Source organism: Catenuloplanes sp. NPDC051500, assembly GCF_044454585.1.
In the GTDB taxonomy this organism is placed as follows: Bacteria; Actinomycetota; Actinomycetes; order Mycobacteriales; family Micromonosporaceae; genus Catenuloplanes.
The window spans coordinates 297,483-322,508 of sequence record NZ_JBITDX010000007.1 but is presented as its reverse complement, the minus strand read 5'-3'; the positions used below and the strand labels follow the sequence as shown (position 1 = coordinate 322,508).

Below are 25,026 nucleotides of genomic sequence, written 5' to 3'. Positions count from 1 at the left end.
TGCAGAGGGTCACGCGGAGGGTGACCAGCCTCGATAGGCTGGGGCACAATATCCCGTTATGCCGGAAAAGTTAGGCCGTGCCTCTGTGGTACGGCATCAGCAGCTCTTCGCCAGTCCGCCGGAGACCACCCACGCTGACCTGCTCACCTCGCTCTGGAACCGCATCTGCACGGCCGCGTGGCAACGCGCGGACACCCGCACCCACCTCGCCGACATGCTCCACCCGTGGGCACACCGCCGGATAGAGGACGAGCCCCGATATCAGTCCTTTGTGTCCGGCGACGGATTCCCCGCTGAGCTGTCGGTCAGCTGGCGAAAGGGCGTCACCGAGGTCCGCATCCTCTTCGAGCCGGTCGGCGACACCCCCACCGCCCGCGCCGTCCAGGACAACGGCCGCGCCATGGTCCGTGCGCTCGCCACCCGGGCCGGCGTCTCCATCCGCGGATACGAGACGATCGAGGACCTGTTCACCTCCGACGACCCGCCCGCGTACCGATCAGGCGTGTGGCTGTCGCTTGCCTGCGGCCCGGAGGACCCACCCCACTTCAAGGTCTACCTGAATCCGTACGCCAACGGCGCCGGCCGCGAATGGGACACCGTCACCCGCGCCATGGACCGCCTCGGCCTCGCCCCCGCCTGGGCGCCGCTGGCCCGCAGCCGCGACACGCTCGAAGCCGCCGGCACCCACCTCGACTATGTAGCCCTGGACCTGGCCGCCGGCACCCAGGCCCGCGCGAAAATCTACTTCCGGCACCGCGGCACCGGCCTCCACGGCATCCACACGGTCGGCGCGTTCGCCCGCGGCTACGACCCCGAGCGCGCCACCCAGGCCGCCGCCGACCTCTACCACGGCCCGATCGACAACGAGCCGATGACCGGCCTGGCCTTCCGCCCCGGCCGCGACGCCCCCGACGAGGCCAACATCTACTTCCGCATGCCCGGCAACGCCCCCACCGACGCGGACGCCGCCACCCGCATCATCACGCTGATGGACCGCGAGGGCGCCCCCACCGACGTCTACCGCCGCATCGCCGCCGCGATCGCCCCCGCCCCCCTGCACGCCATCACCGGCCTGCACGAACTGGTCAGCTACCGCACCCGCGACGCCGGCCCCGCCGACATCGGCCTCTACTACCGTCTGCCGGTCCACGCCGCCCCCGCCGACACCCCCCGCCCCGGCCACGGCTGGCCCCGCGTTCCTCTCTGACCCCGGGTTTCTCTCTGACTCCGCGTTTCTTTCTGACTTCTCAGCGGCCCGTCACCGTCGACGGGCCGCAACCACCCCGCCCAAGTCGGAGGGGCTGCCGGGGCGGGACGGAGTTTCGCCTGTCAGCTCGTCGAATGCCCGGTCGTCGATCGCCATGCGCAGGAACAGACCTGCGGGGTCGTGACGCCTGATCAACTGGGCCGTCGACGGCTTTGGGCCCGAAGGGCGACACCGAGGGCGCCGCAGGCTGGGAAGACGCGGGTGGCGGCCACTGCCACTGCCTGGCCCGCGACGCGCAGAACTGCCGAGTTGAGGGCGTGCCCCAACGGTCAAGCTTTCTGGCTGCTGTTGGGTCCGGCGAGGCGGTTGCCTTTCTGTCATCGCTTGGCCCTCACTGCCGAACCACAAGTCGGATTCTGTATCGCTTCGTGGGGACAATGGTGGACGGCATCCGGCCCGACCGCGACGATGCCACGACCCCTACTCCCGCGACCGGCCGCACACCTGCCGTCGTCGCAGGTGAGGGGGCAGTACAGGACGACATGCGCCCGTCTCCCCGAACCGCACCACCCACCGCAACCCACGACCAGCCCGACCGGTCCGGGCGTCACCACGCCAGCTCGCCGGCCGCCTCCACCGTCAACTGCGAACCCTCCTGGCGCCGGACGGCAACCGCCGAACGAACGTCTGGCCAGGAGCACGAAAATGCGCCTCATGAAAGCGTCGCCGGGCGGCGCATTGCGACAGAAGTTGCCGCCTTTAACCGTTCGTCGCACCGGCGAGTGGGGCACGCGTCGACAGCACGGAGCCGATATCGAACATTCGTGAATAGTGAGACCCGCGCACCACATACCCATGCTGGGGCTGGCTTGAAAAGATTAAGAGCGCGAACGCCTGCGGAGGTCAGAGCGCCAAGGACACGGTCGGCTGTACGTCGAACGCGAGCCGGCCCTCGTCCTCGGACAGGATGTACGGCGTGAAGAAGGGGTGCCGGGTGCCGACGGCGACGTCCCGCCAGAACCGCTGCAGTGGGTTGTCATCCGCGAATCCGCTTGCCCCGTGCAGGTCGAGCAGCAGCTCCATCGCCTCGCGGCACTCCCGGGCGGCGGTCGACAGCTCGACGCGCAGCTCGACCCGCTCGGCGATCGGCAGCCGCCCGCCCACCGGCAGCTCGTCGAGGACGCCGGCCACCCTGACCGTGCGCCGCATCGCCGAATCGGTACGCCGCGACGCCTCGGTGAACCAGTACCGCCCGAGCGGAGAGTCCGCGACCCGGGCGTAGGTCGTCAGATACGGTGCCCGGCTGCCGGCGACCGCCGCCGCTACCAGGTCGCGCGCTCCACGGGTCGCCCCGATCATCGGGGCGAGCGCCGCCAGCCCGCCGGTGAACACGAGCTCCGGCGGGATCGACCGCGCCGAGCCGGCAGCGCCCCGGACGTTCACGAACCTGTCCGGCACGAAAACGTCCTCGGCCACCAGGGTGTGGCTGCTCGTCCCGGCGAGGCCGGCCGCCCTCCAGGTCCGCTTCACCGACAGGTCGGAGACCGGCACCAGGGTCATGGCCACCGTTGGCGTCTCGCCGTCCGGCACCGACACCCCGACCATGGCCAGGGACGACAGTTCGGAACCGGACGCCATCGCCCATCGCCCGGAGATCCGCAGGCCACCGGGGACCCGCACGCCGCTGCTCTCCCGCGACATCACGCTTGAGGCGCAGAACACGGCGTCCGGGTCGGCCAGGACGGCGTCCTGTGCCTCGTCCGACAGCGCCAGGCGGGCCACACCCTTGTTCGAGGCGTTCAGGCCGACGACCCACGCGGTGGACGGGCAGCCGCGGCCGAGCTCGGCGAGCACCTCCACAAGCGTACGCAGATCGGTCTCCTGCCCGCCCGCCGCGCGCGGCACCGTGAGCGCGAACAGCCCGGCGGCCCGCACCGCCGCCACACTGTCCGGCGCCGGCGTCAATTCGCGTTCGGTGCGCGCCGCGTTGTCGGCAAGCGTGGGCACCGTCTTGCGGGCAGCGTTCAGCAACGTTTCGTTCATGGCAGTCATGTCATCCTTCGTGCAGGGAAAAGGTCAGCTGTGCTGAGCCAGCGTGGTAGCCAGGCGTACGGCGTCGATCGAGCCGGGCTCCGCGGTGTACACGACCGCACGGAGGTCACCCTCGTGGATCGTCATGATGTCGCAGTCCACAGTGAGTTCGCCGACGACCGGATGCTGCGTGGTGAGCCGATGTGGCCGCTCCTCGTACCCGACACGTGACTCCCACATGGCGGCGAACGGTTCGCTCACCGCCCGCAGGTCGACGACCAGGTCCGTCAACCAGTTATCGTGCGGATAACGCAGGGCGGTGGCCCGCAGGTCGGCGACGATCGCGTGCTGGAATCGCAGTTCCGTCGCGGACCCCGCCCGGGACCATCCCGCCTCGCCGGTGAAGGCGCGCCAGGCCAGGTTGCGCTGCCGCCCGTCGGCAAGCATCGTGACGGCGCACAGTGCCTCGCAGGCCGCGTTCCAGGCAAGCAGCGTCCAAGCGGCATCCAACACGCAGATGGGTACGTCGCCGAGCCTGTCAAGCAGCCGCCGCGCACCGGGTCCCACCTCGTACGGCACCCGGCCCGCGCGGGACGGCACGTGTCCGGCCAGCGAGCACAGGTACTCGTACTCGGCGCTTGACAGGCGCAGGGCCCGGGCGAGCGCGTACAGCACCTGGGCGGACGGCCGCCCGTGCCCCTGCTCGAGACGCTTGACGTACTCCGCGGACACCCCGGCCGCGACCGCCAGCTCGTCCCGGCGCATTCCGGGGGTACGCCGGCGCGTGTCCACGCCGAATCCGCCAGGTGGTGGGGTCGCGCGCTCACGCCAGCGCCGGAGCGCCGCGCCGAGATCGTTGCCTGGAATCACCCAAGAATGATCACCCACCACCGCCACCCCAGCCTGGCCCGGAAACTACCAGCCACAGCGCTGGTGGGCTTGAGGCAGGTCACGGCCCGAAGCTGACCGCGGCGAGAAGCACTGCCGCCGCCGTCGTCAGTCCGGCGAGCCCCACTTTGACAGGGGGTTCGCCAGCGCGGACGTGGACGTAGACCGCGCCGACGCCGAGGAGCGCGAGAATCACCGCACCGGCTACACCGATCGGCCGGTAAGTCAGCCCGATCAGCAGGCTGACCCCTCCGAGGATCTCGACGGCACCGAAGGCCCGGTAGTACGGCAGGGGAATGCCGAACCTGGCGGCGTCCCGCCGTGCGATCGGGATGGCGGCGACGCGTAACGGGCCGATGGTGAACAGGAAGACGCACATGAGAACGGTGACGGTGATGCGGACTTCGGTCATCGCTAACCTTTCGCCGGGTGACGAGGCGTTCGACTGGCGCCGCGTGATGCACGACGCCCGCGCTCCACGGCCACAGGTGACGGGACGGTGCGGGCGACCTGAAGGCTGCTCCCACCTGCGTACGCGTTGCAAGATTGTTTGCCAATTGGCAAGATCCCGGCGTGACATCGGACAGGCCTGCCCTCGCCGCGGTCGGAAGCCGCCTACGGGCGTTACGTCGCGCCCGGTCGGTCTCCCTGCACGAGCTGGCGGCGGGAACGGGCGTCTCCAGCAGCGCGTTGTCGCGCATGGAGAACGGGCACCGGAAACCGACACTCGCCCAGTTACTGCCGTTGGCCAGGTTCTACGGCCTGACTCTGGACAGCCTCATCGACCCGTCCGCTCAGGCCAGGCACGTCAAGCTGCCCGCGTTCGAGCGGCACGGCGCGACGTACGTCCAGCTCAGCAGCCAGCCCGGCGGTATCCAGGTGTACCGGATGACCTATCAGGCGCCGCCCGTACTGCCGGAGCCGGAACTGTGCCGCCACGAGGGCTTTCTCGTGCTCAACGTGCTCGCCGGCCGGCTCCGGCTGGTGCTGGGGGATCGTGACCTGGTCCTCCGGGCCGGCGAAACCGCTGAGGTCGACACAAGCGTGCCGCACGGCATGGCGCCGGCCGACCACCAGCCGATCGAGGCCCTTCTGATGTTCGGCGCCCAGGGCGAACGGATGGCCGTAGCCGCCAGAACGGTCAGGACGCCCGGAAACCCTCACGATCGGAGAGTGTCCGAAAGACCGTGAGGCAACCGCACATCGTCACGTACGCGGTGACTGTGGCAGTTCGGCGGTGAGGCAGGCACCGTCGGCGCTGTCGGCCACATACAGGCGGCCACCGTGGCGTACGGCGATGTCGCGCGCGATGGCCAGGCCGAGCCCGGCGCCCCCGTGGCCGCGGTCGCGCGCCTCGTCGACGCGGGCGAACCGTTCGAAGACCCGCTCCCGGTCCGCAGCGGGAATGCCGGGGCCGTCGTCGCGAACGTCGATCCGGACAAGACCCGGCTCGGCTTGCGTGACGGTCACGACGACGCGGTCGCGGGCGTACCGGGAAGCGTTGTCCAGAAGGTTTTCAAGCATCCTGGCGAGTTCCTCCTCACGCCCGGTGACCAGCACGGGTTCCACGACCACCGCGACGAACCGTTCGTCCGGCTGCGCCCGATGGCGTCGCTCGCCGACCAGTTCCTCGGCGATCGCCGCGACGTCGACCGGTTTCCCGGTGGCCGGTGCCGTCCGCTCCAGGCGCGCGAGCAGCAGCAGGTCGTCGGTGAGTCCTTGCAACCGCTCGGTGGTACGGCTCAGCGCGTGCAGATCCGCGGCGTCGCCGTGCGCGAGGGCGACCTCGACCGTGTTGCGCAGGCCGGCCAGCGGACTGCGCAGCTCATGGGCCGCGTCCGCGACGAACCGGCGCTGCCGCTCGACCGCTTCGGCGAGCCGGTCGAGGGTCGCGTTCATCGTGTCCGCCAGACGTGCGATCTCGTCGCCGGTGCGCGGCCGCGGCACCCGGCTGCTCATGTCCGTGGCGGTGATCCGCGCCAGTTCGGCCCGCATGCGGTCGACCGGGCGCAGCGCACGCCCCACCGCCCACCAGGCAACCGCGGCGACGAAGAGGACGGCGGCGGGCAGGCCGCGCAGGAGCCAGTAGTCGACCGGTTCCACGGCGGTCTCGGCGTCGAACGGTGCGACGAGCACATAGACGGTGGCTTTGAGGTCCTTCGCGTCGAGCGCCGACGTGCCGGTGATGCGGGCGTTGTAGGCCGCCAGGGTGACGGTTCGCCCGCCGAGCAGGCCGCGTTGGCTCTCCTCCGGGCGCAGTCTGATCGGGACCCGGGGGGAGGCGTCCTCGTGCGGTAGCGGCGGCACCGTGGGGAGCGTGAGGTCACCCTCCTGGAGGTAATAGGCCAGTTCACCCATGCCCAACAGCACCGTGCCATCGCTGTCGGTGACGACGTAGCTCACCTCCGCCGAATCGAAAAATGGAAACTCGTCCGCCTGATACTTCCGCTGGGCCGCGGCGACCTCCTCCTCTCTCCACACCGGGTCGTCGAACTCCGACGTCCGGATGACCAGGGTGCCCATGTCTGCGCTGACCCTTGCCGCAGGCGTTTCGTAGGTTGACGCGATGGCGCGGGCTCGCGACTGCGCGGTCCTGATGGACGCCGCCTCGCTGCCGGTGTAGATCACGTGACGCAGCCAGAATGCCCCGCCCCCGAGGCAGAGCGCGGCCGCAAGCGCCGCCGCGGCCGCCGCCCGGACCCGTACCGCGGCGAGTTTCGGCAGCCGGGGCCTACGCATGGCCGACCACCAGCCGGTAGCCCTCGCCCCGGACCGTCTCGATGCTCCGCACGGCGAACGGCACGTCGATCCTGCGGCGCAGCACCCGGATGTAGACCTCGACGATGTTCGGGTCGCCGTCGTAGGCCGCGTCCCAGACCTCGTCCAGGATGTCGGCCTTGCTCACCACGGTGTCCGCCCGGCGCGCCAGGCAGGCCAGCACCGCGAACTGCTTGGCCGTGAGCGGGATCGGGGTCGTGCCCCGCGAACAGCGGCGCTGCGCCTGGTCCACGACCAGATCACCGACCCTCAGCAACGCGGTCCTCGGCTCACCCCCTCGGCGTAGCAGGGCTCGTAACCGGGCGAGCAGGACGACGTACGAGAACGGTTTCGTCAGATAGTCGTCCGCCCCGGTGTCCAGCGCTTCGGCCTCGTCGTACTCGCCGTCCTTGGCCGTCAGCACCAGCACCGGCGTGGCGACCCGCGATTCCCGCAGCCGGGCGCACACCTGGAAGCCGTTCATCCGCGGCAGCATCAGGTCCAGAATCACGGCCTGATAGGCCTCAGCCATCGCGTACTCGAGCCCCGCGCTGCCGTCATGAGCCACATCGACGGAATAGCCCTCGGCGATCAAACCACGACGCAGGGACTCGGCGAGTTCCCGCTCATCTTCTACCACTAGTAGCCGCACCGGGACATCGTCCCAGCTCCGAGCGCGAGAACCTGAAGCCCGTTTCAGACAGCCGCACCTCCGGGGATTGTCGGTCTGGATGCTCCGGCCCGCGGTATGACTATGGTTGCCGGATGGGGACCGCATCATCTGTCGCAGCCGCCTTCGTCGCAGACGGCCCTGCCGATGGCCTCGACCTCGGCCTTTCGGACAGTTCGCGGGCTCCTGGGGCCGGGCCGGCATCGAACGCACACGTTCCTGGCCACCGCGGTCGGAGAAGAGATCGTGCTCGACGGCGGTGACCTGCGCTGGACCTTCTCCGACATCGCGTCCGACGCGTTCCGCCGGCCCTCGATGCCAACCTGCTCAATCTCGACCCGCCGGCCCCCGCCAGCGCGGCCGAGGCGAAGTCCGCCCTTGGCAAGATCGAATCGTTCCTCCGCGAGTTGATCGGGCGCAAACGGCGTACCCCCGGCGAGGACTTGATCTCCGGTCTTGTCTCGGCACACGACGGCAGCGACCGGCTGAGCGAGGACGAGCTGACCTCGCTGGCATTCCTGCTGCTCTGGGCCGGCTACGAAGTCACGGTGGACCTGATCGGCGCGGCGACCCTCGAACTGCTGCAGCGGCCACCGCTGTGGGCAGCGGCGCATGCGCAGCCCGAGCGTCTCCCGCAGATCGTTGAGGAGCTTGTCCGCGTGGTGTCCCCGACACCCGTCTCCATCCGCCGATTCGCACGCGAACCGCTGACGATCGGAGGCGTGGACATCCCTTGTGGAGCGACGGTGATGCTGCTGATCGCCGCAGCACATCGCGACCCGGCCCGCTTCGACCATCCCGACACCCTCGATCCTGACCGAGAGCTCAGGGCAGCACAGCTTGGATTCGGGCATGGTGTGCACTACTGCCTCGGCGCGCCGCTGGCACGGATGGAGACAGCAGTAGCGGTGCATCGCCTGGCGACCCGATTCCCGCGCATGGCACTGGACCCCGGGCAGGCTCCGCGGTGGCGGCCGTCGTGGCGCAGCCGCGGGTTACTGACGTTGCCAGTCGTAGCGCACCTCGATAGTCCGGCAGCGGGCACGTGAACAGATCCGGACCAGCGCGCCGGTACGGCGGCCACGGTGAGAAAGGGCATGTCTGGCCTTTTCTGCCGCCGACAGCGCGCGCTGCGTCCGTCTCTGCCCCGCACCCGTGTTCAGTCGTGTTGCAGCAGCATGTCGTTCTTTTCAGGTTGACCGGAGAAGTCGCCGTACACGCGGTTGGGGCCGGTGATGAGCGGGCCCACACCGGCTTTGGTCAATTCGCGGACGGTCGTCCCGTCGTCGAAGCCGTTCTGGACGCAGCCGGCGTACCGCATGGTGACTTCGGCGGTTCCGGTCGCGGACCGGACCAGGAGCACGATGACCTCGCCGCCGTGTGCCACCTCTGGTGCACAGTCCGCCGGGGTGTCCAGGCTGCGCCCGACCGGTGCGGCAGCGATCTGCCGGATCTCGTCCGCTGCCGCCGCGCCGTCCAGGCGCAGGCTGGACAACAGGCGCGGCGAGGACGTCTGGGCGGAGCCCTCGTCCGGTAGTGGGTACTTGCAGACCGATACCGAGGTCACGTCGCGGAGGGTCGCGACGTTCACCGGCGGGGTGGGGCGCAGGTCCTGTCCGGTACTGATCCGGTGGCTGGTCGGGCAGCCGGCGTCGTCGATTCGCACCTGGTGGATGGTGGCAGCGATCCGGTCGCGCCACTCCTTCGGCGCCTGGATGATCACCTCGGCCCCGTCCCGCCGCACAGTCGTACGGTCGCCCTCGACCTCGGTGCCGTCGCCTTCGTACGTACGGTCGAAGCCGACCGTCCACCCGGTGTTCGCGATCAGGAACCCGGCGGGCGGCCCTTTCTGGTCGATGCCGCAGAAAATGGCCGGGACCGGAGCGCCGGGCCGGGCGACCGCGGGCGGATGGTTGCCCGGTTTGGCGCACCACGCGTTCAGCCGGAGCGCCAGACTGTCCCACCCCCAATCGTTGGGCACGCCGACCTGGACGCCGCCGAACGACTCCCACCGCCAGCCGGCCGGCAACTCTGGCTGGTCACCGACCGGTTCCGCCATCGATACCACCGGAGCGGGTTCCGCCGGGCGGGCACACGCGGCCACCAGGCCCACTGCCACTGCCGCCACGATCGTGACCAGCCTGATCACGCTGTGCATTGCCCCTCCCGCGGAGTCGAGCTGGCGCTTCACGCGATCGGACGCAGGCGGGGCACCACCGGTTCCGGTCCGGATACCGCAACGGTCAGGAACAAAGCGACGTAGCGTACGGCTGCCTGACGGGCTTGATGATGATATCTGCGGCCGGATATCGGGCGTGCTCATATAGCCGCGATCCGTATCGTCAGCCGCTGGCCCGCCCGGAGCTGATCTGCAGCGGCGAGACGTGGTTGCGTCCGGTGTGACGAGCCCGCCGTTCGTGCACCTAGCCAAGGGCCACCAGACTTAGATCGATGCACGTCTGTGCCGCGATCCTTGCAGTGAGGGCTGGGTACGGCACCGCCGCCCTCTGCGGGCGCCGTGCTCATGTTCGAGTTAAGGACTACGGAGAGGGGCCGTCGGTACGGCTGACCGAGGGTCGATACCGGCGAAGGCGAGCGCGATGACGAACCCGGCGACCTCTTCGAGTTGGCGTGCCCGGTCCAGGCCACCGATGACGGCTGGAGTACCGCCGATGTCGCGTACCAGCGAACCCACGACCGCTAGCGCCCGCCGGTCGTCTCCGCACATCGCCACCACCGCGGCCGAGGGCGACGGGACGTTCCAGTGCGTCGACGGGAACAGGTGGAATGCCTTGACCACATGAGCCCCCGGCGCGAACTCGGCAACCCGGTGTGCGGCCGCACGTCCGGATTCGGTCCGCAGCACACCGATGCCGTGGTCGACCGCGTTGGTCGGATCGATGAGGGGCTTACCGGCGAGCGATCCGTTATGTGCGCCGACCGCCGTGAGCATGCCGGTGACCCCCTCCCATCGGACGCTGAGTAATACGGCCTCAGCGTCCGCCGCGACCTCGGTCAACGGCCGGGCGCGAGCCCCGGATGCCTTCGCCGCAGCATCGGCGCGCTCGAATGACCGACCGCCGATGACGACGTCATGGCCGGCCCGGGTCCAGCCGCTGCCCAGGGCGACGGCGAGGGCCCCGGTGCCGAGAATGGCTATACGCATGATCGGACCCTAGAGAGGGCGATACGAACCGATCGGACGGTCACGCACCAACGGGTGCGCATCGCGCATGTCACGATGGCCGGATGTCTCGTGGCGAAGTCGGCGACTACCTCAATCTGGTGGCGGACTGCCGGGTCCGGCTGGGCACCGACCTGTTCTTGCACGTGTGGGATCCGGTAGTACTGAGTGCACTGGCCTCCGGTCCGCGGCGCCGCCGGACGCTGCGGGCGAGTATCGGTGGCATCAGCGACAAGGCCCTCACCGAGGCACTCCACCGACTGACTGCCAGCGGTTTGATCAGCCGAGCCTCGTTCGCGGAGTCGCCGCCCCGGGTCGACTATGCGTTGACCCCGCTGGGCCACACCTTCATCGACGGGCCGATGCGCGCCCTCGGTGAATGGGTCACCCGCTTCGGTGACGAGCTGCTCGACGCACAGGAGCGCACGATCTCGGAGATCGCCAGGCGGGAGTAAACCGCGACCTTACTCGGATTTCGATATCGCGTCGTTAGAACGCCTTGGGTGTGTGGTCGACGGTGATGTCTATTCAGGGTGGAGGGTCCTGAATTGCGAATGGTGCACGGTTGAGCGCAGGCCGTGTGCCGTTTCGGGGCAGCGAGGGATGTCGTTGCGTGAAATGCTTCTCTTGTGGGTCAGTTACAGTTATTTACCGCGGCCACCCTGGCTGGGATGCGAGATCGCACCGCGTCCCGCAATCACTCACCCGCACGCGATGAGTTTCGGCGAACGCACCAGCGGCACCGCGACTGGGGAAAGCGCCACGGTCACATCGACCGCCTGCGTCGGGTGCGAGGCTGTTCCTACGCCGACGCGACGGCGGCGGTGGACGGCCTCCACCCCGACCGCGACCATTCCGCGACCTCCACTCCCGCGATCCGCCCACCGGGCGGCCGCGCACCTACCGCCGTCGGACAGGACGAGGCTCCGATCGGGGCAGGTCAGGCCGACGCGGAAGAACCTCGCCGCCCGCAGCAGCCCACAGCGAGCCCGGACCACTCCGGGCGTCACCACGCCAGCTTGCCGGCAGTCGCAAGCCCTCCTCGCATTCGCCGGAAACCACCGGGGAGAGGAGCACGAAACTGCACTGCATTGGGCACACGGTGCTTGGCGCAACCATCCGAGCCGACTCCAGAACAAAGGCGTTTGCCAAATCGGCGTATTGGGCACACGTCGACAGGACAAAGACGATATCGAACCCTCGGAAATGGTACGAACCGCGCACCTCCGTACCCATCTCGGGCTCAGGTTTGAGGCAGTTGGTGCATTTCTGTATGTCGCCTTTCCTGTGCGTAACGCCACCGCGAAACGTTATTGTTCGACCGTGCCGGGTTGGTCCTCGGCGCCGGGCCAGCCGATCACGCGCCCGGCGATGACTCCTCGAAGGGTGGCGCCCTCCCAGCGGGCTCCGGTGACGTCGGTGCGCCCGTACTCCGGATCGTGGGTGCGCACGTCGCCGAATCTGGCGTAGGACAGGTCGGTGTCGCGCAGATCAGCATCCCGCAGGTCGCAGCCGGCGAACGACACGCCGCGCAGGGAGGCACCGCGCAGGTTGGCGCCGCGGAAGTCACAGAACTTGAAGTGGTAGCCGTCAAGCGTCTGATGGCGCAGGTCATGGCCCGCATAGGATCGGCGGTCCGCGAAGTTCGCGGCCATACCGTACGGTCCTGACCACACGCCCGGAACCGCTGGTGAGCGCGCTCGAGCTGCTCAGTGAGCGTGACCTTTCGGGGTGGTAACGATCCAGGAGGCCCGTTGCGGGGTGACCAGCCGGCTCAGCACGGGATCGGTGAGCAGCACCAACGGCGCGATGCACAGTGGGTCGTCGCTGTGCCATCGTGGCACCGCTGCGGCAAGCACTGACCAGGCGTTCTCCGTGTCGCCTCGGCCGGCCAGCTCGCGGGCCTGTTCGAGTGCTGTGGCGAACTCGGGCGGCTCCTCAGGTGCCGGCGCGTCGCCGATCTCGCCGAGCGTTTCCGTCACCAACCTGTGGGCCCACGCACCGGACTCGTGCCGCAGGAACAGCGGGACAAGCTCCGCGCGCACCCGCCCGGCACCGACCGCGTCGACCACGTGCGGATGCCCGAGTACATCATTTCGGATCCTGTGGTGCACCTGGGGCTGCTGAAACGCCGCCAGGACAACGGCAAGGTACTGCCCGGCTCCCGAGCCTTTGCGGGCTGCCGATGCGAACCGCTCGGCGGCCCCCTCGGCGTCGCCGCGCAGTGCCATCCGCCGCCCCTCGGCGACAAGGTCACCCGCATCGGCCGGGTCGACTGCCCGCCCGTCGCGGGCGTTGAGATCCGCGAACGACTCCCGTTCGGCGGCGACCAGGTCCGCGAACGAATCGAAACGATCACCCAAACCGGGATACCACGACGCCCATACGTACGCCGCCCACTCGCCGGTGTCGCTCACGTCCGCAGGATCGAGGAGCCAGTAGCACTCGTCCGCGTCGGCTGACACCAGCAACGCCCGGGCCATCAGTTCGTCGTTCTCGTCACCCGCATCGCACAGCTCGGGCGCGAGGTCGCGCAGCCATCCGACGTCGGCCGTCGTCCGCATCGTCCACACGAACGGCCCCGGCTCAAGCCACCCATCAGAAGCTTCCAAGAAGGCACGGTACGCCGGCGGCAGCGTCACCCCGAGCCGCTCCTCGACGGCGGCGAGCGCTTCCGGTCCCGCGCCGGCGAACCCGAGCCATCCAGAGGCCCGCCGTTCGTCCCCGAGATCGTGAAGCCGAGCGGGGTCGGCGACACGGAGGAAATCCGCGCTGTACGCGGCGAGGTAGACCTGCCACTGCTCGGCCGTGTGGGGCCGCCCGCTCAAAGCCACGCCCCACCTTACGGCCACACGCTCATGCCTCTTCGCGACTCCACGAGGTCTTCACGGCCATCATCTGGGCGGTCTTGGCGGGGTCCCGGTCGACCAGGTCACCGAGTACGGCATCGATAGTCGCGATCAGGTCGTCGGAGAGACGATCTTAGATTGACGGCTGCTCCGTACACCTGGACCTGAAGACCCGCGCATCCCCATGGAGAGCTGCGTAGTCAGTCGGTGTCGGTGGCGGCCAGCACGGCCAGACGCCGCCGGTCCGGCGACACGACCGCCAAGCCGATGTCCCACGCCACGTTGTCGAACCATCTGGTGGCACCGGCGAAAGAATACCATGAGCAGCGGTGAGCCAGAGCCTCCACCTCACCGGCTGGCGCGTCCTGTCCGGCGCCGGCCAGCACCGTGAAGGATCGCCACGCGAGCAGTCTGCCGTACGCCCCGAACTCGCCGCTGTTGTAGGCGCCACCGGCCGACGCTGCGGTGAACAACTGCTGCCAGGCCTGCGTCGCCGAGCAGGTACCGACCCCGGTCTTGAGGCCTTGTGCGGACTTCAGGCCGACGCTCGCCAGCGCAGCGCCGATGGCGTCCGGTGGGAGATCGTCGTGGAAGACGAACGTCCTCGCCTCGACGCGGCCGTTGGATTCCCTGGTCCAGTTGTCCACCGCGGCTGTCAGCATCGCTGCCTCGTCGGACGTGGTCGTCTCCCGCCAACGAGGAGCCAGGCCGTGTCCGCGCACCGGCTCCGCCGACATGGCCGGCAACTCATGGCTACCACCGCCGATGCTGTACTCAGCAAGGCTCGGGCGTCCCTCGACCGACGTCAACGTCAACGGCAGCCAGCCAAGCGGGTGAAAGCGCCAATGTGGCGACACGGCCCATCGGTGACGAACCACGGACCCGCGCAGCACCAACTCCTGCGTAAGGCAGGCCCGCAGTTCCTCCGGCCCGCCGGCGTCGAACACGAGATCCAACTCCGCGACGGTGTGAGCCGAAGCCAGCAAGGACGCCGCGTACCGAACTGTGCGACGATCCGGCACCACTGCGATGAGCCTGATGGCATGCTCGATCGTTCCCCGCGTGAGTGCCAACAGCCGCAAGGCTCTGTCGAAAATGCTGCGGTACTGCCAAGGCGCGGTGGCATCCGTCCCGTACCTGACCCACAACGCGATGCCGAGATCCGCGACGAAGCGCGCATCACCCTCACCCAGACGGCGTTCCATGAGGTCCCGGACCCCCGTCACGTTCTCCAACTGCGCAACGGTGGCCGCGAGATGCCCGGGATCGTCTTTCACGCCTGGCACCCTAGCCCCGGCGGGCTACATGATCGGCCGGGTCGCCTTTTCTGGTCGCGTGAGGTGCGCTGTGGCCACGTCGCGTAGCGGAATTATCCTGACTGCCGCAGCTGTTCTACGGCCGGCATCGCTGTGCCGACTCAGGGTGTGGCGGGTAATCCGGTGCGGCACAGTTCGAGAGCGTCTTGCGCACCGCGCAGGGCTGCGATCACCGTCGGCGAGGGTCGCACGTGGACTTCGGGAAGGTCGATGCCGGACGATCCGTCGGTGATCGGGTAGGCCAATTGCTCACGCCCGAGCCGGAACTGGGCGTCGATGCCGGTGCGGTTGCCGCGCGGGTCCTGGCGATGCCAGCGGTCCGCGAGGTACACGGCAACGAGGCCGTGCAGAAAGGGTTTCACCCCGTCGGTCAGCTGTTGGTAGCACAGCCCGGCCGGCACGCCGGAAGCCCGGGCCACGGCCACCAGCAGGTGCGACTTGGCATAGCAGAGACCGACGCCGGCGCTGAGTACCTCGCCTGCGGTGACGGTGATCCGCGGATCCCTGACGTCCACGGAGTGCCGGATCCGGTCGCGAACCCAGACGAAGGCGGCCCGCATGAAGTCGACGTCGTCCGGATGCGCCGCGCGTAGTCGGCCGGCCAACGCCCGCACTTCCGGATGGTCCACCTCGATGATCGTGTCACCGCCCAGGTACTCCGCCGGTTCGCCCGCGACCAGTTGCACAGCTGTTCCTTTCCCGGATCCAGGCTGCTCCACCGCGCCATGACCTCATGGGTACGGTACCGGCGCTGTTTCACCGCGGCCGCCCTCACCCCGAGCTGTCAGCTCGAAAGGCGCACTCCAGGATCGTGCCGGTCCCGATTGCGGGCATGGTGATCGGCTGGCCTGATGGGAGACCACGCCGATCGAGCGGCATCAGCGGCGCGAGCCGGATGGAGCCGATACCGCCCGGAGCCGGCTCCACCCACATCCGCGCTACCCGCAGATCTGGCTGCCCGGTCGGAGTGTGCTGCCCGATATCCCAGAGGGGACGCAGCACACCCCGGCCCGGACCGGCTCAGCTTCCAGTCATGGTGATGACCAGTTTGCCGCCCTTCGGGCGTTGCTCGCGCTCCAGCTCGGTCAGGGCGGGAATCGCCTCGGCGAACGGGACCGTGCGGGCGATGGGGAGGCGCAGGGTTCGGGCCACCTCGACCAGGTCGGCGGTCACCGGCCGGCCCATCATTGCCCGGTACGGTCCGGGCAGGGCGCTTCTGAGCATTTTGGCCGGGGTCGGGACGATGTCGATGATGGTGCCGCCCGGCTTCAGCAGCGTCCGGGCCGTGGCGAAGGACAGTTTGCCGGGCGTGTCGAAGACGAGATCGAACCGTCCCGCGAGGGCGGCCGGGTCGAAGTCGAAACCAACGACCGGTTCGACGTCGAGTTCGCGGGCCTCGGCGGCCGTGGGGTTGCGGCAGCTGCCGGTGACCGTGGCGCCCCGCGCCCGGGCGAACTGGACGGCGGCCCGGCCCACCCCGCCCAGGCACCCGTTGACGAAGACCGCCTGCCCTGGCCGTACCCCCGCGGTGGCCTGGTAGGCGGTCATGCCCACGGTCGGCAGCGCGGCGGCCTGCTCGTAGGAGAGGTCCGCCGGTTTGAGGACTACGGACTTCTCCTGGGCCGTCACCATCTCGGCGAAGGCCCCGGCCTGGCGGAACCGGGCCGCGCCGAGTACCGCGTCGCCGGCCTTCAGGCGGGTGACGCCGGCGCCGACCGCCTCGACGACTCCGGCGAAGTCGTGGCCCATCGCCCGGGGAAAGGAGCGACCGGTCATCAGTTTCATCTCGCCGTTGCGCATCTTCCAGTCCAGCGCGTTGGAGGCCGCGGCCCGGACGCGGACGAGAACCTCGTCCGGCCCTGGTCGTGGTGGAGCGAACTCGGCGAGCCGCATCACTTCCGGGCCGCCGTAGGTGTCGTACTGGAGGCGCTTCACGAGGCGTATTCGTTCGAGATCTCGGTGGCGTAGTTCTTCCACAGCGGTTGCATGGTCTCGGCGTTGATCGGCTGCCCGGAATCGATCATGGCCTTGAAGTCGCGGAAGTACTGCACGTACAGGTCAGGGGTGAACGTGTTCAGCATGACCGCGTTCACGTCACCGATGTTTGCGAACGTGTGCGGTGCCCCGGTCGGCACGATGACCCAGGTGCCCGGGCCGGCGTCGTACTCGTCCTCGCCGACCGTGAACCGGAACGTTCCGGCCAGCACGTAGAAGCCCTCGTCGTGCTGGGCGTGGCGGTGCTGCAACGGGCTGGGGGTGCCCGGTGGGATGGTGACCTCGGCGAATCCCAGCCGATGGTCGGTGTGCTCGCCGTTCTCAAGGATCCGGATCTGGTGTGCCCCGCTGCCGAGGATCTCGCCCTCACCGGGGCGGACGATGTTTACCTTCGCCACGACTTCTCTCCCATTGCTATTGCCTGCCTTGCTGACCACCATCCTGTTCCGGGCCGGTTGTGCGCGTCCTGGTCGTCCGTGCACGGTTGCTTGTTGTCAGTGCACGGGCGTTGTAGCCGTACGTCGCCTTGAAGAGCTTGCTGAAGTGGGTCGGGTCGGGGAATCCCCACCGGGCGGCCACGGCGGTGACCGTATGTCCACTTCCGGACAGCTCGGCCCGGCAGCGCTCCAGGCGGCGACTGCGGATCAGGGCCGCCACGGTGAGCGGCTGGTCCTCGAACAGCTTGTGCAGCCGGCGTACGGAGATGTGGTGGGCGGCGGCGATGCTCAGCGGGGACAGATCGGAATCGGCCAGCCGGGCCTCGATGTAGCCGGCGATCCGGTTCCGCAGCCTCTCGTCGGGGGCCGGTCGCTCGTCACCCAGCCGGGCCTCAAGTGCGACAGCGATCAGCTCGATGACGGCCGCCGCCGACCGCAGCGCCTCCGCCTCGCGGAACCCGGTCGCCGATCGCGCCGACTCCCGGGCCAGCACGGAGACAAGAGCACCAGGACCATGACTACCATCGATGGGTACGCCGATGAGCCGGTCGATCTGCGCGGGACGGATCCGGAGCTCCCGGCGCGGAATCAGGATCGTGACGTGCGTCGCCGCGGTGCTCTCGAACCGGAGCGTACGCGTGGGATCGAGCAGCATCAGGTCGGCCGGCCCGAGTTCGGCGTCGCCGTGCCCCTGCGTGATCCGGGTCCGGCCCCGGGCCATCACCTTGACCGCCAGGTTCTTGCCGTCGGAGGCGTCGCGCTCCCGCCCGATGCACGCGCTCTCGGGCGTGTCGAGGGAGACCAGCCGCAGCGGCCCGAGGTCACGGGTGGCGACCCGTCCCCGGAAGTCGGCTCCGGCCAGCTTGTTGACCAGCGGCGGAAACCCGCTTGCGGCCAACTCGTCCTGGAACGTCTCAAGGTTGCCGATCACCTGTCAACGATACGGCGACACCCGTCCGGTAGGGCACGGCGTCCGGCGCGGGTCACAGCGGAGACGATCGCGGTCGGGCCGCTGACCTGGCCGCATGATCATTTGGTGGGGAGCGACACGCCCGGCACGACATGTTGTGGTTTGCGGATGCGGCGTACCCATATATGGTGTTGCACGCAGCTGGTTCGGGCGTGGCGTATGTGACGTTCGAGGCAAGAGGGAACCCGGTGTGAGTCCGGGACTGCCCCGCAGCGGTGAGTGGGAACGAAAGCCGTCACAAGCACTGGGCTCCGTCCGCGACAGCGACGAGCGTGGGAAGCGACGGCCGGTAGGAAGTGAGCAGCGCGCCCGCGAGTCCGAAGACCTGCCAGCCGCGCCGTGCCCGCCAGACGGGGGCGGTGGTTCGAGGCCGCGCGGGACGGCCGACGCCGACCAGCCCCTGTGGCCGCAATCCATGCGTGCCCAGCGGTGGCCTGCGCCCGCGCGGTCCGAGGACCTCCCACCAGGGAATCGGACTCGCGAGGGAGCAGGACGAGCATGACGGTCATTGACGCGGCGGTACGGGTGCGTACGCGCGACGGCGCGCTGGAACCGGTGGATCTCCACCGGGTCGTGCGGGCGGTGGAGCGGTGGGTGCAAGGCCTCGGGGAGGTCGATCCGCTGCGGGTGGCGACGAAAACGATAAGCGGCTTGTACGACGGCGCCGGCGCGGAGGAACTGGGCAAGCTCCTGATCCAGACCGCGGCGGAGCTGATCGGCGAGGAACCGCAGTACTCGCGGCTGGCGGCCCGGCTGCTCGCCCACACGGTCGACGGCGAGGTCCGCGGCCAGGGCATCGACTCGTTCTCCGCGTCGATCGCGCTCGGCCACGCGCAGGGGCTGATCGGGGACGGGACCGCGGCGTTCGTCGCAGCACACAGCACACAGCTCGACAGCGCCGTCGACACCGCGAACGACATGCGCTTCGAGTATTTCGGCCTGCGTACGGTCGCGGACCGCTACCTGCTGCGCCACCCGCTCACCAGGAAGAACGTCGAGACCCCGCAGTACTGGCTGTTGCGGGTCGCGTGTGGACTGTCGCAGACCGTGGACGAAGCGATCGGCTTCTACCGGCTGATGGCGTCGCTTGCGTACCTCCCGAGCTCTCCGACGCTGTTCAACTCCGGCACCCGGCACTCGCAGATGTCGTCCTGCTACCTGGTCGACTCGCCGAAGGACGAGCTGAACTCGATCTACGAGCGGTACGCACAGGTGGCGAACCTGTCGAAGTTCGCCGGGGGGATCGGCATCGCGTTTTCCCGCATCCGGTCGCGCGGCGCGCTGATCCGCGGCACGAACGGGCAGTCCAACGGGATCGTGCCGTTCCTGCGCACGCTTGACGCGAGCGTCGCGGCCGTCAACCAGGGCGGCCGGCGCAAGGGTGCGGCCTGCGTCTACCTGGAGCCGTGGCACCCGGACATCGAGGAGTTCCTTGAGCTGCGCGACAACACCGGCGAGGACGCGCGCCGCACGCACAACCTGAACCTGGCCAACTGGATCCCGGACGAGTTCATGCGCCGCGTCGAGGCGGACGGGGACTGGTCGCTCATCGACCCGAACCAGGTTCCGGAGCTGCCCGACCTGTGGGGCGACGACTTCGACCGCGCGTACCGTGCCGCGGAGGCGGCCGGAAAGGTCACCAAGACGGTCAAGGCCCGTGACCTGTACGGCAGGATGATGCGCACGCTCGCGCAGACCGGCAACGGCTGGATGACGTTCAAGGACGCGTCCAACCGGCTCGCCAACCAGACGCTGCTCCCGGAGAACACGGTCCACCTGTCCAACCTGTGCACCGAGATCATCGAGGTGTCGAGCGACGACGAGACCGCGGTCTGCAATCTCGGCTCGGTCAACCTGGGCGCGCACGTCACCGGCGGCACGCTCGACTGGGAGCGGCTGCGCGAGACGGTCCGGACCGCTGTGGTCTTCCTGGACCGGGTGATCGACATCAACTACTACCCGACGCCGCAGGCCGCCGCGTCGAACCCGCGCTGGCGCCCGATCGGCCTCGGCGTGATGGGCCTGCAGGACGTGTTCTTCCGGCTGCGCCTGCCGTTCGACTCGGCCGCGGCGCGGGAGCTCTCCACCCGGATCGCGGAGGAGATCTACCTGACCGCGCTGGAGACGTCGGCCGGGCTTGCGGAGCGTTTCGGGCCGCACCCGTCCTTCGACGCCACGCGCATGTCGAAAGGTCAACTTCAACAAGATCTTTGGGGCATCGAGGGTACGCCTGAGCGCTGGACCGCGCTGCGGAGCAAAATCAACGCCCACGGGGTACGCAACTCGCTGTTGATCGCGATCGCGCCGACCGCCACCATCGCCTCGATCGCGGGCTGCTACGAGTGCATCGAGCCGCAGGTGTCGAACCTGTTCAAGCGCGAGACGCTCTCCGGCGAGTTCCTGCAGATCAACTCCTACCTGGTGGACGAGCTGAAGTCCCGCGGCCTGTGGACGGACGCGATCCGTGCGGAGATCAGGCGCGCGGAGGGCTCGGTGCAGGGCATCACGGCGCTCCCGGCCGAGGTCCGCGCGCTGTTCCGGACCGCGTGGGAGCTGCCGCAGAAGGCGCTGATCGACCTGGCTGCCGCGCGCGGGCCGTTCATCGACCAGTCGCAGTCGCTCAACCTGTTCATGAGCGCGCCGACGATCGGCAAGGTCTCCTCGATGTACCTGTACGCGTGGAAGGCCGGCCTGAAGACCACGTACTACCTGCGCTCCCGCCCGGCGACGCGCATCCAGCAGGCCACCGTGGCGGTGCAGGCACCGGTCGCGGTCACGCCTGCCGTCCCGGTCACCCCGATCACCGGCGCCGCCCCGATCAACGGCGTCGCCCCGATTACCGGCGTCGCCAGGATCACCGTCTCCGACGACGAGGCGCTTGCCTGCTCACTTGAGAACCCCGAGTCGTGCGAAGCCTGCCAGTAACCGACAGCTCTCGTCGTACCCCCGAAGGATTTTGATCATGCTTCTTGACCCTGGAATGGACCTCACGCTGAGGCCGATGAAGTACCCGCACTTCTTCGACCGCTTCAAAGACGCCATCAAGAACACCTGGACCGTGGAGGAGGTGGACCTGCACACCGACCTCGCGGACCTGGCCAAGCTCTCCCCGGCCGAACAGCACCTGGTGTCGCGGCTTGTCGCGTTCTTCGCCACAGGTGACACGATCGTGGCGAACAACCTGGTGCTCAACCTCTACCAGCACGTCAACTCGCCGGAAGGCCGCCTCTACCTGTCCCGGCAGCTGTTCGAGGAGGCCGTGCACGTCCAGTTCTACCTGAACCTGCTTGACACCTACGTGCCGGACGAGAAGGAGCGGTTCGAGGCGTTCGCGGCGGTGGAGAACATCCCGTCGATCGCGCGCAAGGCCGAGTTCTGCTTCCGCTGGATCGACTCGATCTTCGACCTGCGCTCGTTGGAGACCCGCGACGACCGCCGGAGGTTCCTGCTCAACCTGATCTGCTTCGCCGCCTGCATCGAGGGCCTGTTCTTCTACGGCGCGTTCGCGTACGTCTACTACCTGCGCTCCCGCGGCCTGCTGCACGGCCTCGCCTCCGGCACCAACTGGGTGTTCCGCGACGAGAGCATGCACATGGCGTTCGCGTTCGACGTGGTCGACCAGGTCCGGGCCGAGGAACCGGAACTCTTCGACGCGGAGCTGGAACAACAGGTCCGCGACATGCTCGCGGAGGCGGTCGAGTGCGAGGTCCAGTTCGCCGCCGACCTGCTCGAACAGGGCGTGTCCGGGATGTCGCCGGCCGACATGCGCGAATACCTGCAACACGTCGCGGACCGCCGGCTCGCGGCCCTGGGAATCGCGCCGATGTACGGCTCGAAGAACCCGTTCGCCTTCATGGAGCTGCAGGACGTGCAGGAGCTTTCCAACTTCTTCGAACGCCGCGTCTCCGCCTACCAGGTCGGCGTCTCCGGATCGGTCAGCTTCGACGACGACTTCTGAGCCGTGCCCGGCCCCGTTCCGGTGCGGCAGCGACGGCACGCTATGGTGACGCGCTTATTTCACGGGAACGGGGCTGGGATGCTGGGAAATCTGCTGTGGAAAGTGGTCGGGAACCGCTTCGGGGCGGTGCTGATGGGACTGGTGCTGCTCAGCATCGGGCTGTTCGCCTTCGACGGCACACCGTCCTGCGGAGGCAGGACCATGGACCAGGGCGACGAATGCATCAGCAGCTCGCGCCGGGGTAGCTCGACGACGCGCACATTCGACGAGCAGAAGAGCCTGGAGAGCTGGCAGCGGACGGGGACGCTGGTTGCCGGGGCGGTGCTGGTGGTCGCGGGCGTGGTCATGATCATCAGGCGTGCGGCTGGCGGGAAGGGCGATGGGGGAGCGGTGGCGGCCGCGGGCGGGTTCCCGCCGCATCCGCAGCAGGGGTATCCGCAGCAGGGATTCCCACAGCAGGGTTATCCGCAGCAGGGTTATGCGCAACAGGGGTACCCGCAGCAGGGATTTCCGCAGCAGCACGGGTATCCCCAGCAGCCGGTTGCGCAGCAGGCATACCCCTATCAGCAGGGCTATCCGCAGCAGCAGCCGGTGTCGCAGCAGCAGGGGATCCCGCAGCAGCCGCAGCCGCAGCCGCAGCCGCAGCCGCAGCCGCAGCCGCAGCCGCAGCCGCAGCCGCAGCCGCAGCCGCAGCAGCCGGCGCAGCAGTACCCGCCGCAGTACCCAGCACCGCAGCAGCCGGTAGCTCCGCAGTTCCAGGGGCAGCCGCAGTTCCAGGGGCGGCCGTCGGCGCAGCAGTACCCGCCGCAGTACCCAGCACCGCAGCAGCCGGTAGCTCCGCAGTTCCAGGGACAGCCGCAGTTCCAGGGACAGCCGCAGTACCAAGCGCATCCGCAGTACCAGGGGCATCCGCAGCAGGCCGGCTCTCCGCAGCCGCCTCAGCAGAATCCGCCGCAGCCCTCGCAGCCCTCGCAGCCCTCGCAGCCCTCGCAGCCCTCGCAGCCTTCCCAGTCCCCGCAGCCCTTGCAGCCCTTGCAGGCGCCACAGCCGTTGCGGTCCGCGCAGCCGCCGCACCTCTGACTCGCCGGTCGGCGCCCCGCACGGCGTCTCCATCCGGAGCGCCGTGTGTGTCGCCGTCGACGCGCGCGCACCCCGTACCCCCGCGAGGTTTCGAATTTGGTCCTGAAAAGGGCCCTGATCAGCCACAATGGGGCGATGACAGCTCGTGGGACGGCCCGGCGCGCGGCAGTACTGGGGATCGCGGTCGCGCTGGCCGCCGGATGCGGTGGCAGCCCGGACAAGCCGATCACGCTGCCCGCGCCGCTGCCGGTCTTCCCGAGCGTGGAGCAGCCGGTCACCACCACGCCGCCGCTGCCGAGCGATTCGCCCGCCGCAGTCACCTCCTCTCCGGTGGCGAGCGCCGCGGGGGTGCCGTCCGCGCTGCCACCCGCCTCGGCCCCGCCGTCCCCACCGAGCGCGAGTCCCACGCCCAGCAAGCCCGCGAGCCCGAGCCCGACGCCGAGCAGCGTGCCCACCGCGCACGCGGACGGCCTGCTTGAACGCGGCGAGAACGGCCCGGAGATCACCGGCCTGCAGGAGCGGCTGACCGCGCTCGGCTACTGGAACGGGCCCGCGGACGGCCGGTTCGGCCCGCTTACCCAGCAGGCGGTCTACGCGCTGCAGAAGGCGGCGGGGATCAAGCTGACCGGCACTGTCGACGCCGCGACGATCACCGCGCTGTCCGACGGGGCCCGCCCGTCCGCGCAGAGTCGTCAGGGTCACCGCGTTGAGATCGACCTGAAGAAGCAGTTGCTCCTGATCGTCGACAACGGCGCGGTCACGAAGATCTTCAATACCTCGACCGGGACGAACAGGCACTACCGATACCAGGGCCGGCGCTACCTGGCGAAGACGCCGGCCGGCCGGTTCGCGGTGAAGCGGCAGGTCAACGACTGGCGTTACGGCCCGCTCGGCCCGCTCTACCGCCCGAAGTACTTCAACGGCGGGATCGCTGTGCACGGCGCGACGAGTGTGCCGCCGTGGCCGGCCTCGCACGGCTGCGCGCGCCTGTCGATCGAGGCGATGGACTGGATCTGGAAGAAGCGCGCGATCCAGGTCGGCACGTCGGTCTGGGTCTACTGACCGTTTTCGATCATTCCGAACGCGCCACGCATCTCGGCCATCCACGGCGTGGGCGGCACGGTATCCCGCCCGGCCACCCGCATCGCGCCGAGGATGGTGAGCAGCATGCCGTGGGCGAGGAAGTCGCGTAGCTGCACCGGATCCGCGCCGGTCAGCTCCTTCACGGTCTGGTAGATCCGGCCGAACCGGGCCCGCACCACGTCGCCGATCTCCGGGTCGCCGGCGGCGGAGAACCCGTGCAGCAGCACCGACAGCAGGTCGTGCTCGGCCAGCAACCGGTCGTAGGCCTCGCCGAGCGTCGCGAAGTCCGTGCCGGCGCCCCCCGCGCCGTCGCCGCCCGTGCCGTCGCCGCCCGCGTCGCGGAACGCCTGCTCGATGCGGTCGCAGGTGTGCTCGAGCGTGGCGATGAACAGCGCCTGTTTCGTCCCGAAGATCCGGATCACGTAGGGCTGGGTGACTCCCGCGAGCCGCGCGACCTGGTCGGTGGTGGTGCCGGCGTACCCGCTCCGGGCGAACGCGGTGACGGCGGCGGCGACAAGTTGCTCGCCCCGTTCGGCGGCGGTGAGTCGGTTGCGGGGAGTCATGGTTGACAGGTTATCAGTCGATAACTACATTCGCCCTG

At 69.1% G+C, this 25,026-nt stretch carries 23 protein-coding genes and 1 riboswitch; of the genes, 8 read left to right on the top strand and 15 right to left on the bottom strand.

Features of this window, described 5'->3' with window-relative positions:
- Window positions 1–58: 58 nt before the first annotated feature.
- Window positions 59–1,207, top strand: a complete 1,149-nt coding sequence (locus ACIA8K_RS17225; protein ID WP_396059824.1) for a tryptophan dimethylallyltransferase family protein — start codon at window positions 59–61, stop codon at window positions 1,205–1,207.
- Window positions 1,208–2,110: 903 nt separating this feature from the next.
- Here the strand turns inward: ACIA8K_RS17225 and ACIA8K_RS17220 are convergent.
- From ACIA8K_RS17220 to ACIA8K_RS17210, 3 genes are all read right to left on the bottom strand, one after another.
- The gene (locus ACIA8K_RS17220; RefSeq protein WP_396059822.1) at window positions 2,111–3,250 is read right to left on the bottom strand and encodes an acyl-CoA dehydrogenase family protein; all 1,140 of its coding nucleotides are present in this window, start codon (window positions 3,248–3,250) and stop codon (window positions 2,111–2,113) included.
- Window positions 3,251–3,283: 33 nt separating this feature from the next.
- Window positions 3,284–4,108 (bottom strand): helix-turn-helix domain-containing protein, encoded by an 825-nt coding sequence (locus ACIA8K_RS17215; protein WP_396059820.1) that lies wholly within the window; start codon window positions 4,106–4,108, stop codon window positions 3,284–3,286.
- 79 nt (window positions 4,109–4,187) lie between these two features.
- Window positions 4,188–4,538 carry a DoxX family protein gene (locus tag ACIA8K_RS17210; protein ID WP_396059818.1) on the bottom strand — a complete coding sequence of 117 codons (351 nt, stop codon included), beginning with the start codon at window positions 4,536–4,538 and terminating at the stop codon, window positions 4,188–4,190.
- A 161-nt stretch (window positions 4,539–4,699) separates the two neighbouring features.
- Here ACIA8K_RS17210 and ACIA8K_RS17205 point away from each other — a divergent pair, with 161 nt between their 5' ends.
- Window positions 4,700–5,317 carry an XRE family transcriptional regulator gene (locus ACIA8K_RS17205; RefSeq protein ID WP_396059816.1) on the top strand — a complete coding sequence of 206 codons (618 nt, stop codon included), beginning with the start codon at window positions 4,700–4,702 and terminating at the stop codon, window positions 5,315–5,317.
- A 15-nt stretch (window positions 5,318–5,332) separates the two neighbouring features.
- Here the strand turns inward: ACIA8K_RS17205 and ACIA8K_RS17200 are convergent, their stop codons facing one another.
- Window positions 5,333–6,754: an ATP-binding protein gene (locus ACIA8K_RS17200; protein ID WP_396059814.1), complete on the bottom strand. Its 1,422-nt coding sequence runs from the start codon at window positions 6,752–6,754 to the stop codon at window positions 5,333–5,335.
- Between the two features lie 103 nt (window positions 6,755–6,857).
- The gene (locus ACIA8K_RS17195) at window positions 6,858–7,535 is read right to left on the bottom strand and encodes a response regulator transcription factor (protein WP_396059812.1); all 678 of its coding nucleotides are present in this window, start codon (window positions 7,533–7,535) and stop codon (window positions 6,858–6,860) included.
- Window positions 7,536–7,960: 425 nt separating this feature from the next.
- Here ACIA8K_RS17195 and ACIA8K_RS17190 point away from each other — a divergent pair, with 425 nt between their 5' ends.
- Window positions 7,961–8,602 (top strand): cytochrome P450, encoded by a 642-nt coding sequence (locus ACIA8K_RS17190; RefSeq protein ID WP_396059810.1) that lies wholly within the window; start codon window positions 7,961–7,963, stop codon window positions 8,600–8,602.
- 110 nt (window positions 8,603–8,712) lie between these two features.
- Here ACIA8K_RS17190 and ACIA8K_RS17185 read toward each other — a convergent pair whose 3' ends face one another.
- Window positions 8,713–9,711 carry a hypothetical protein gene (locus ACIA8K_RS17185; RefSeq protein ID WP_396059808.1) on the bottom strand — a complete coding sequence of 333 codons (999 nt, stop codon included), beginning with the start codon at window positions 9,709–9,711 and terminating at the stop codon, window positions 8,713–8,715.
- Window positions 9,712–10,086: 375 nt separating this feature from the next.
- Window positions 10,087–10,719, bottom strand: coding sequence for an NADPH-dependent F420 reductase (locus tag ACIA8K_RS17180; protein ID WP_396059806.1), 633 nt, complete (start codon window positions 10,717–10,719; stop codon window positions 10,087–10,089).
- A gap of 83 nt (window positions 10,720–10,802) precedes the next feature.
- On the opposite strand from ACIA8K_RS17180, the gene ACIA8K_RS17175 reads away from it, so the two are divergent.
- A complete protein-coding gene (locus ACIA8K_RS17175; protein WP_396059804.1) occupies window positions 10,803–11,192 on the top strand; it encodes a winged helix-turn-helix transcriptional regulator in 390 nt (129 codons plus the stop codon).
- Between the two features lie 855 nt (window positions 11,193–12,047).
- Here the strand turns inward: ACIA8K_RS17175 and ACIA8K_RS17170 are convergent.
- The 7 genes from ACIA8K_RS17170 to ACIA8K_RS17140 form a co-directional block, all read right to left on the bottom strand.
- On the bottom strand, window positions 12,048–12,392 hold the full coding sequence (locus ACIA8K_RS17170) for a pentapeptide repeat-containing protein (RefSeq protein ID WP_396059802.1): 345 nt from the start codon (window positions 12,390–12,392) through the stop codon (window positions 12,048–12,050).
- A 54-nt stretch (window positions 12,393–12,446) separates the two neighbouring features.
- A complete protein-coding gene (locus tag ACIA8K_RS17165) occupies window positions 12,447–13,565 on the bottom strand; it encodes an SMI1/KNR4 family protein (RefSeq protein ID WP_396059800.1) in 1,119 nt (372 codons plus the stop codon).
- 221 nt (window positions 13,566–13,786) lie between these two features.
- A complete protein-coding gene (locus ACIA8K_RS17160) occupies window positions 13,787–14,863 on the bottom strand; it encodes a DUF6183 family protein (protein WP_396059798.1) in 1,077 nt (358 codons plus the stop codon).
- 140 nt (window positions 14,864–15,003) lie between these two features.
- Complete coding sequence (locus ACIA8K_RS17155) at window positions 15,004–15,588, bottom strand: transglutaminase family protein (protein ID WP_396059796.1); 585 nt, start codon at window positions 15,586–15,588, stop codon at window positions 15,004–15,006.
- A gap of 334 nt (window positions 15,589–15,922) precedes the next feature.
- The gene (locus tag ACIA8K_RS17150; RefSeq protein WP_396059794.1) at window positions 15,923–16,837 is read right to left on the bottom strand and encodes an NADP-dependent oxidoreductase; all 915 of its coding nucleotides are present in this window, start codon (window positions 16,835–16,837) and stop codon (window positions 15,923–15,925) included.
- On the bottom strand, window positions 16,834–17,295 hold the full coding sequence (locus tag ACIA8K_RS17145) for a cupin domain-containing protein (RefSeq protein WP_396059792.1): 462 nt from the start codon (window positions 17,293–17,295) through the stop codon (window positions 16,834–16,836). The genes ACIA8K_RS17150 and ACIA8K_RS17145 overlap by 4 nt, the downstream gene beginning before the upstream one ends.
- A 16-nt stretch (window positions 17,296–17,311) precedes the next feature.
- Entirely contained in the window at window positions 17,312–18,265 is a 954-nt protein-coding gene (locus ACIA8K_RS17140) for a helix-turn-helix domain-containing protein (RefSeq protein WP_396059790.1), read from the bottom strand.
- A 164-nt stretch (window positions 18,266–18,429) separates the two neighbouring features.
- A riboswitch (cobalamin riboswitch) is annotated at window positions 18,430–18,652 on the top strand.
- 150 nt (window positions 18,653–18,802) lie between these two features.
- Between ACIA8K_RS17140 and ACIA8K_RS17135 the strand changes: the two genes are divergently transcribed.
- From ACIA8K_RS17135 to ACIA8K_RS17120, 4 genes are all read left to right on the top strand, one after another.
- Entirely contained in the window at window positions 18,803–21,229 is a 2,427-nt protein-coding gene (locus ACIA8K_RS17135; RefSeq protein WP_396059788.1) for a ribonucleoside-diphosphate reductase subunit alpha, read from the top strand.
- Window positions 21,230–21,266: 37 nt separating this feature from the next.
- Window positions 21,267–22,262, top strand: a complete 996-nt coding sequence (locus ACIA8K_RS17130) for a ribonucleotide-diphosphate reductase subunit beta (protein ID WP_396059786.1) — start codon at window positions 21,267–21,269, stop codon at window positions 22,260–22,262.
- A gap of 78 nt (window positions 22,263–22,340) precedes the next feature.
- A complete protein-coding gene (locus tag ACIA8K_RS17125) occupies window positions 22,341–23,342 on the top strand; it encodes a hypothetical protein (RefSeq protein ID WP_396059784.1) in 1,002 nt (333 codons plus the stop codon).
- A gap of 135 nt (window positions 23,343–23,477) precedes the next feature.
- Window positions 23,478–24,404, top strand: coding sequence for a L,D-transpeptidase family protein (locus ACIA8K_RS17120; protein ID WP_396059782.1), 927 nt, complete (start codon window positions 23,478–23,480; stop codon window positions 24,402–24,404).
- Here the strand turns inward: ACIA8K_RS17120 and ACIA8K_RS17115 are convergent.
- Window positions 24,398–24,988: a TetR/AcrR family transcriptional regulator gene (locus ACIA8K_RS17115; protein ID WP_396059780.1), complete on the bottom strand. Its 591-nt coding sequence runs from the start codon at window positions 24,986–24,988 to the stop codon at window positions 24,398–24,400. The genes ACIA8K_RS17120 and ACIA8K_RS17115 overlap by 7 nt on opposite strands.
- Between the last annotated feature and the right edge of the window lie 38 nt (window positions 24,989–25,026).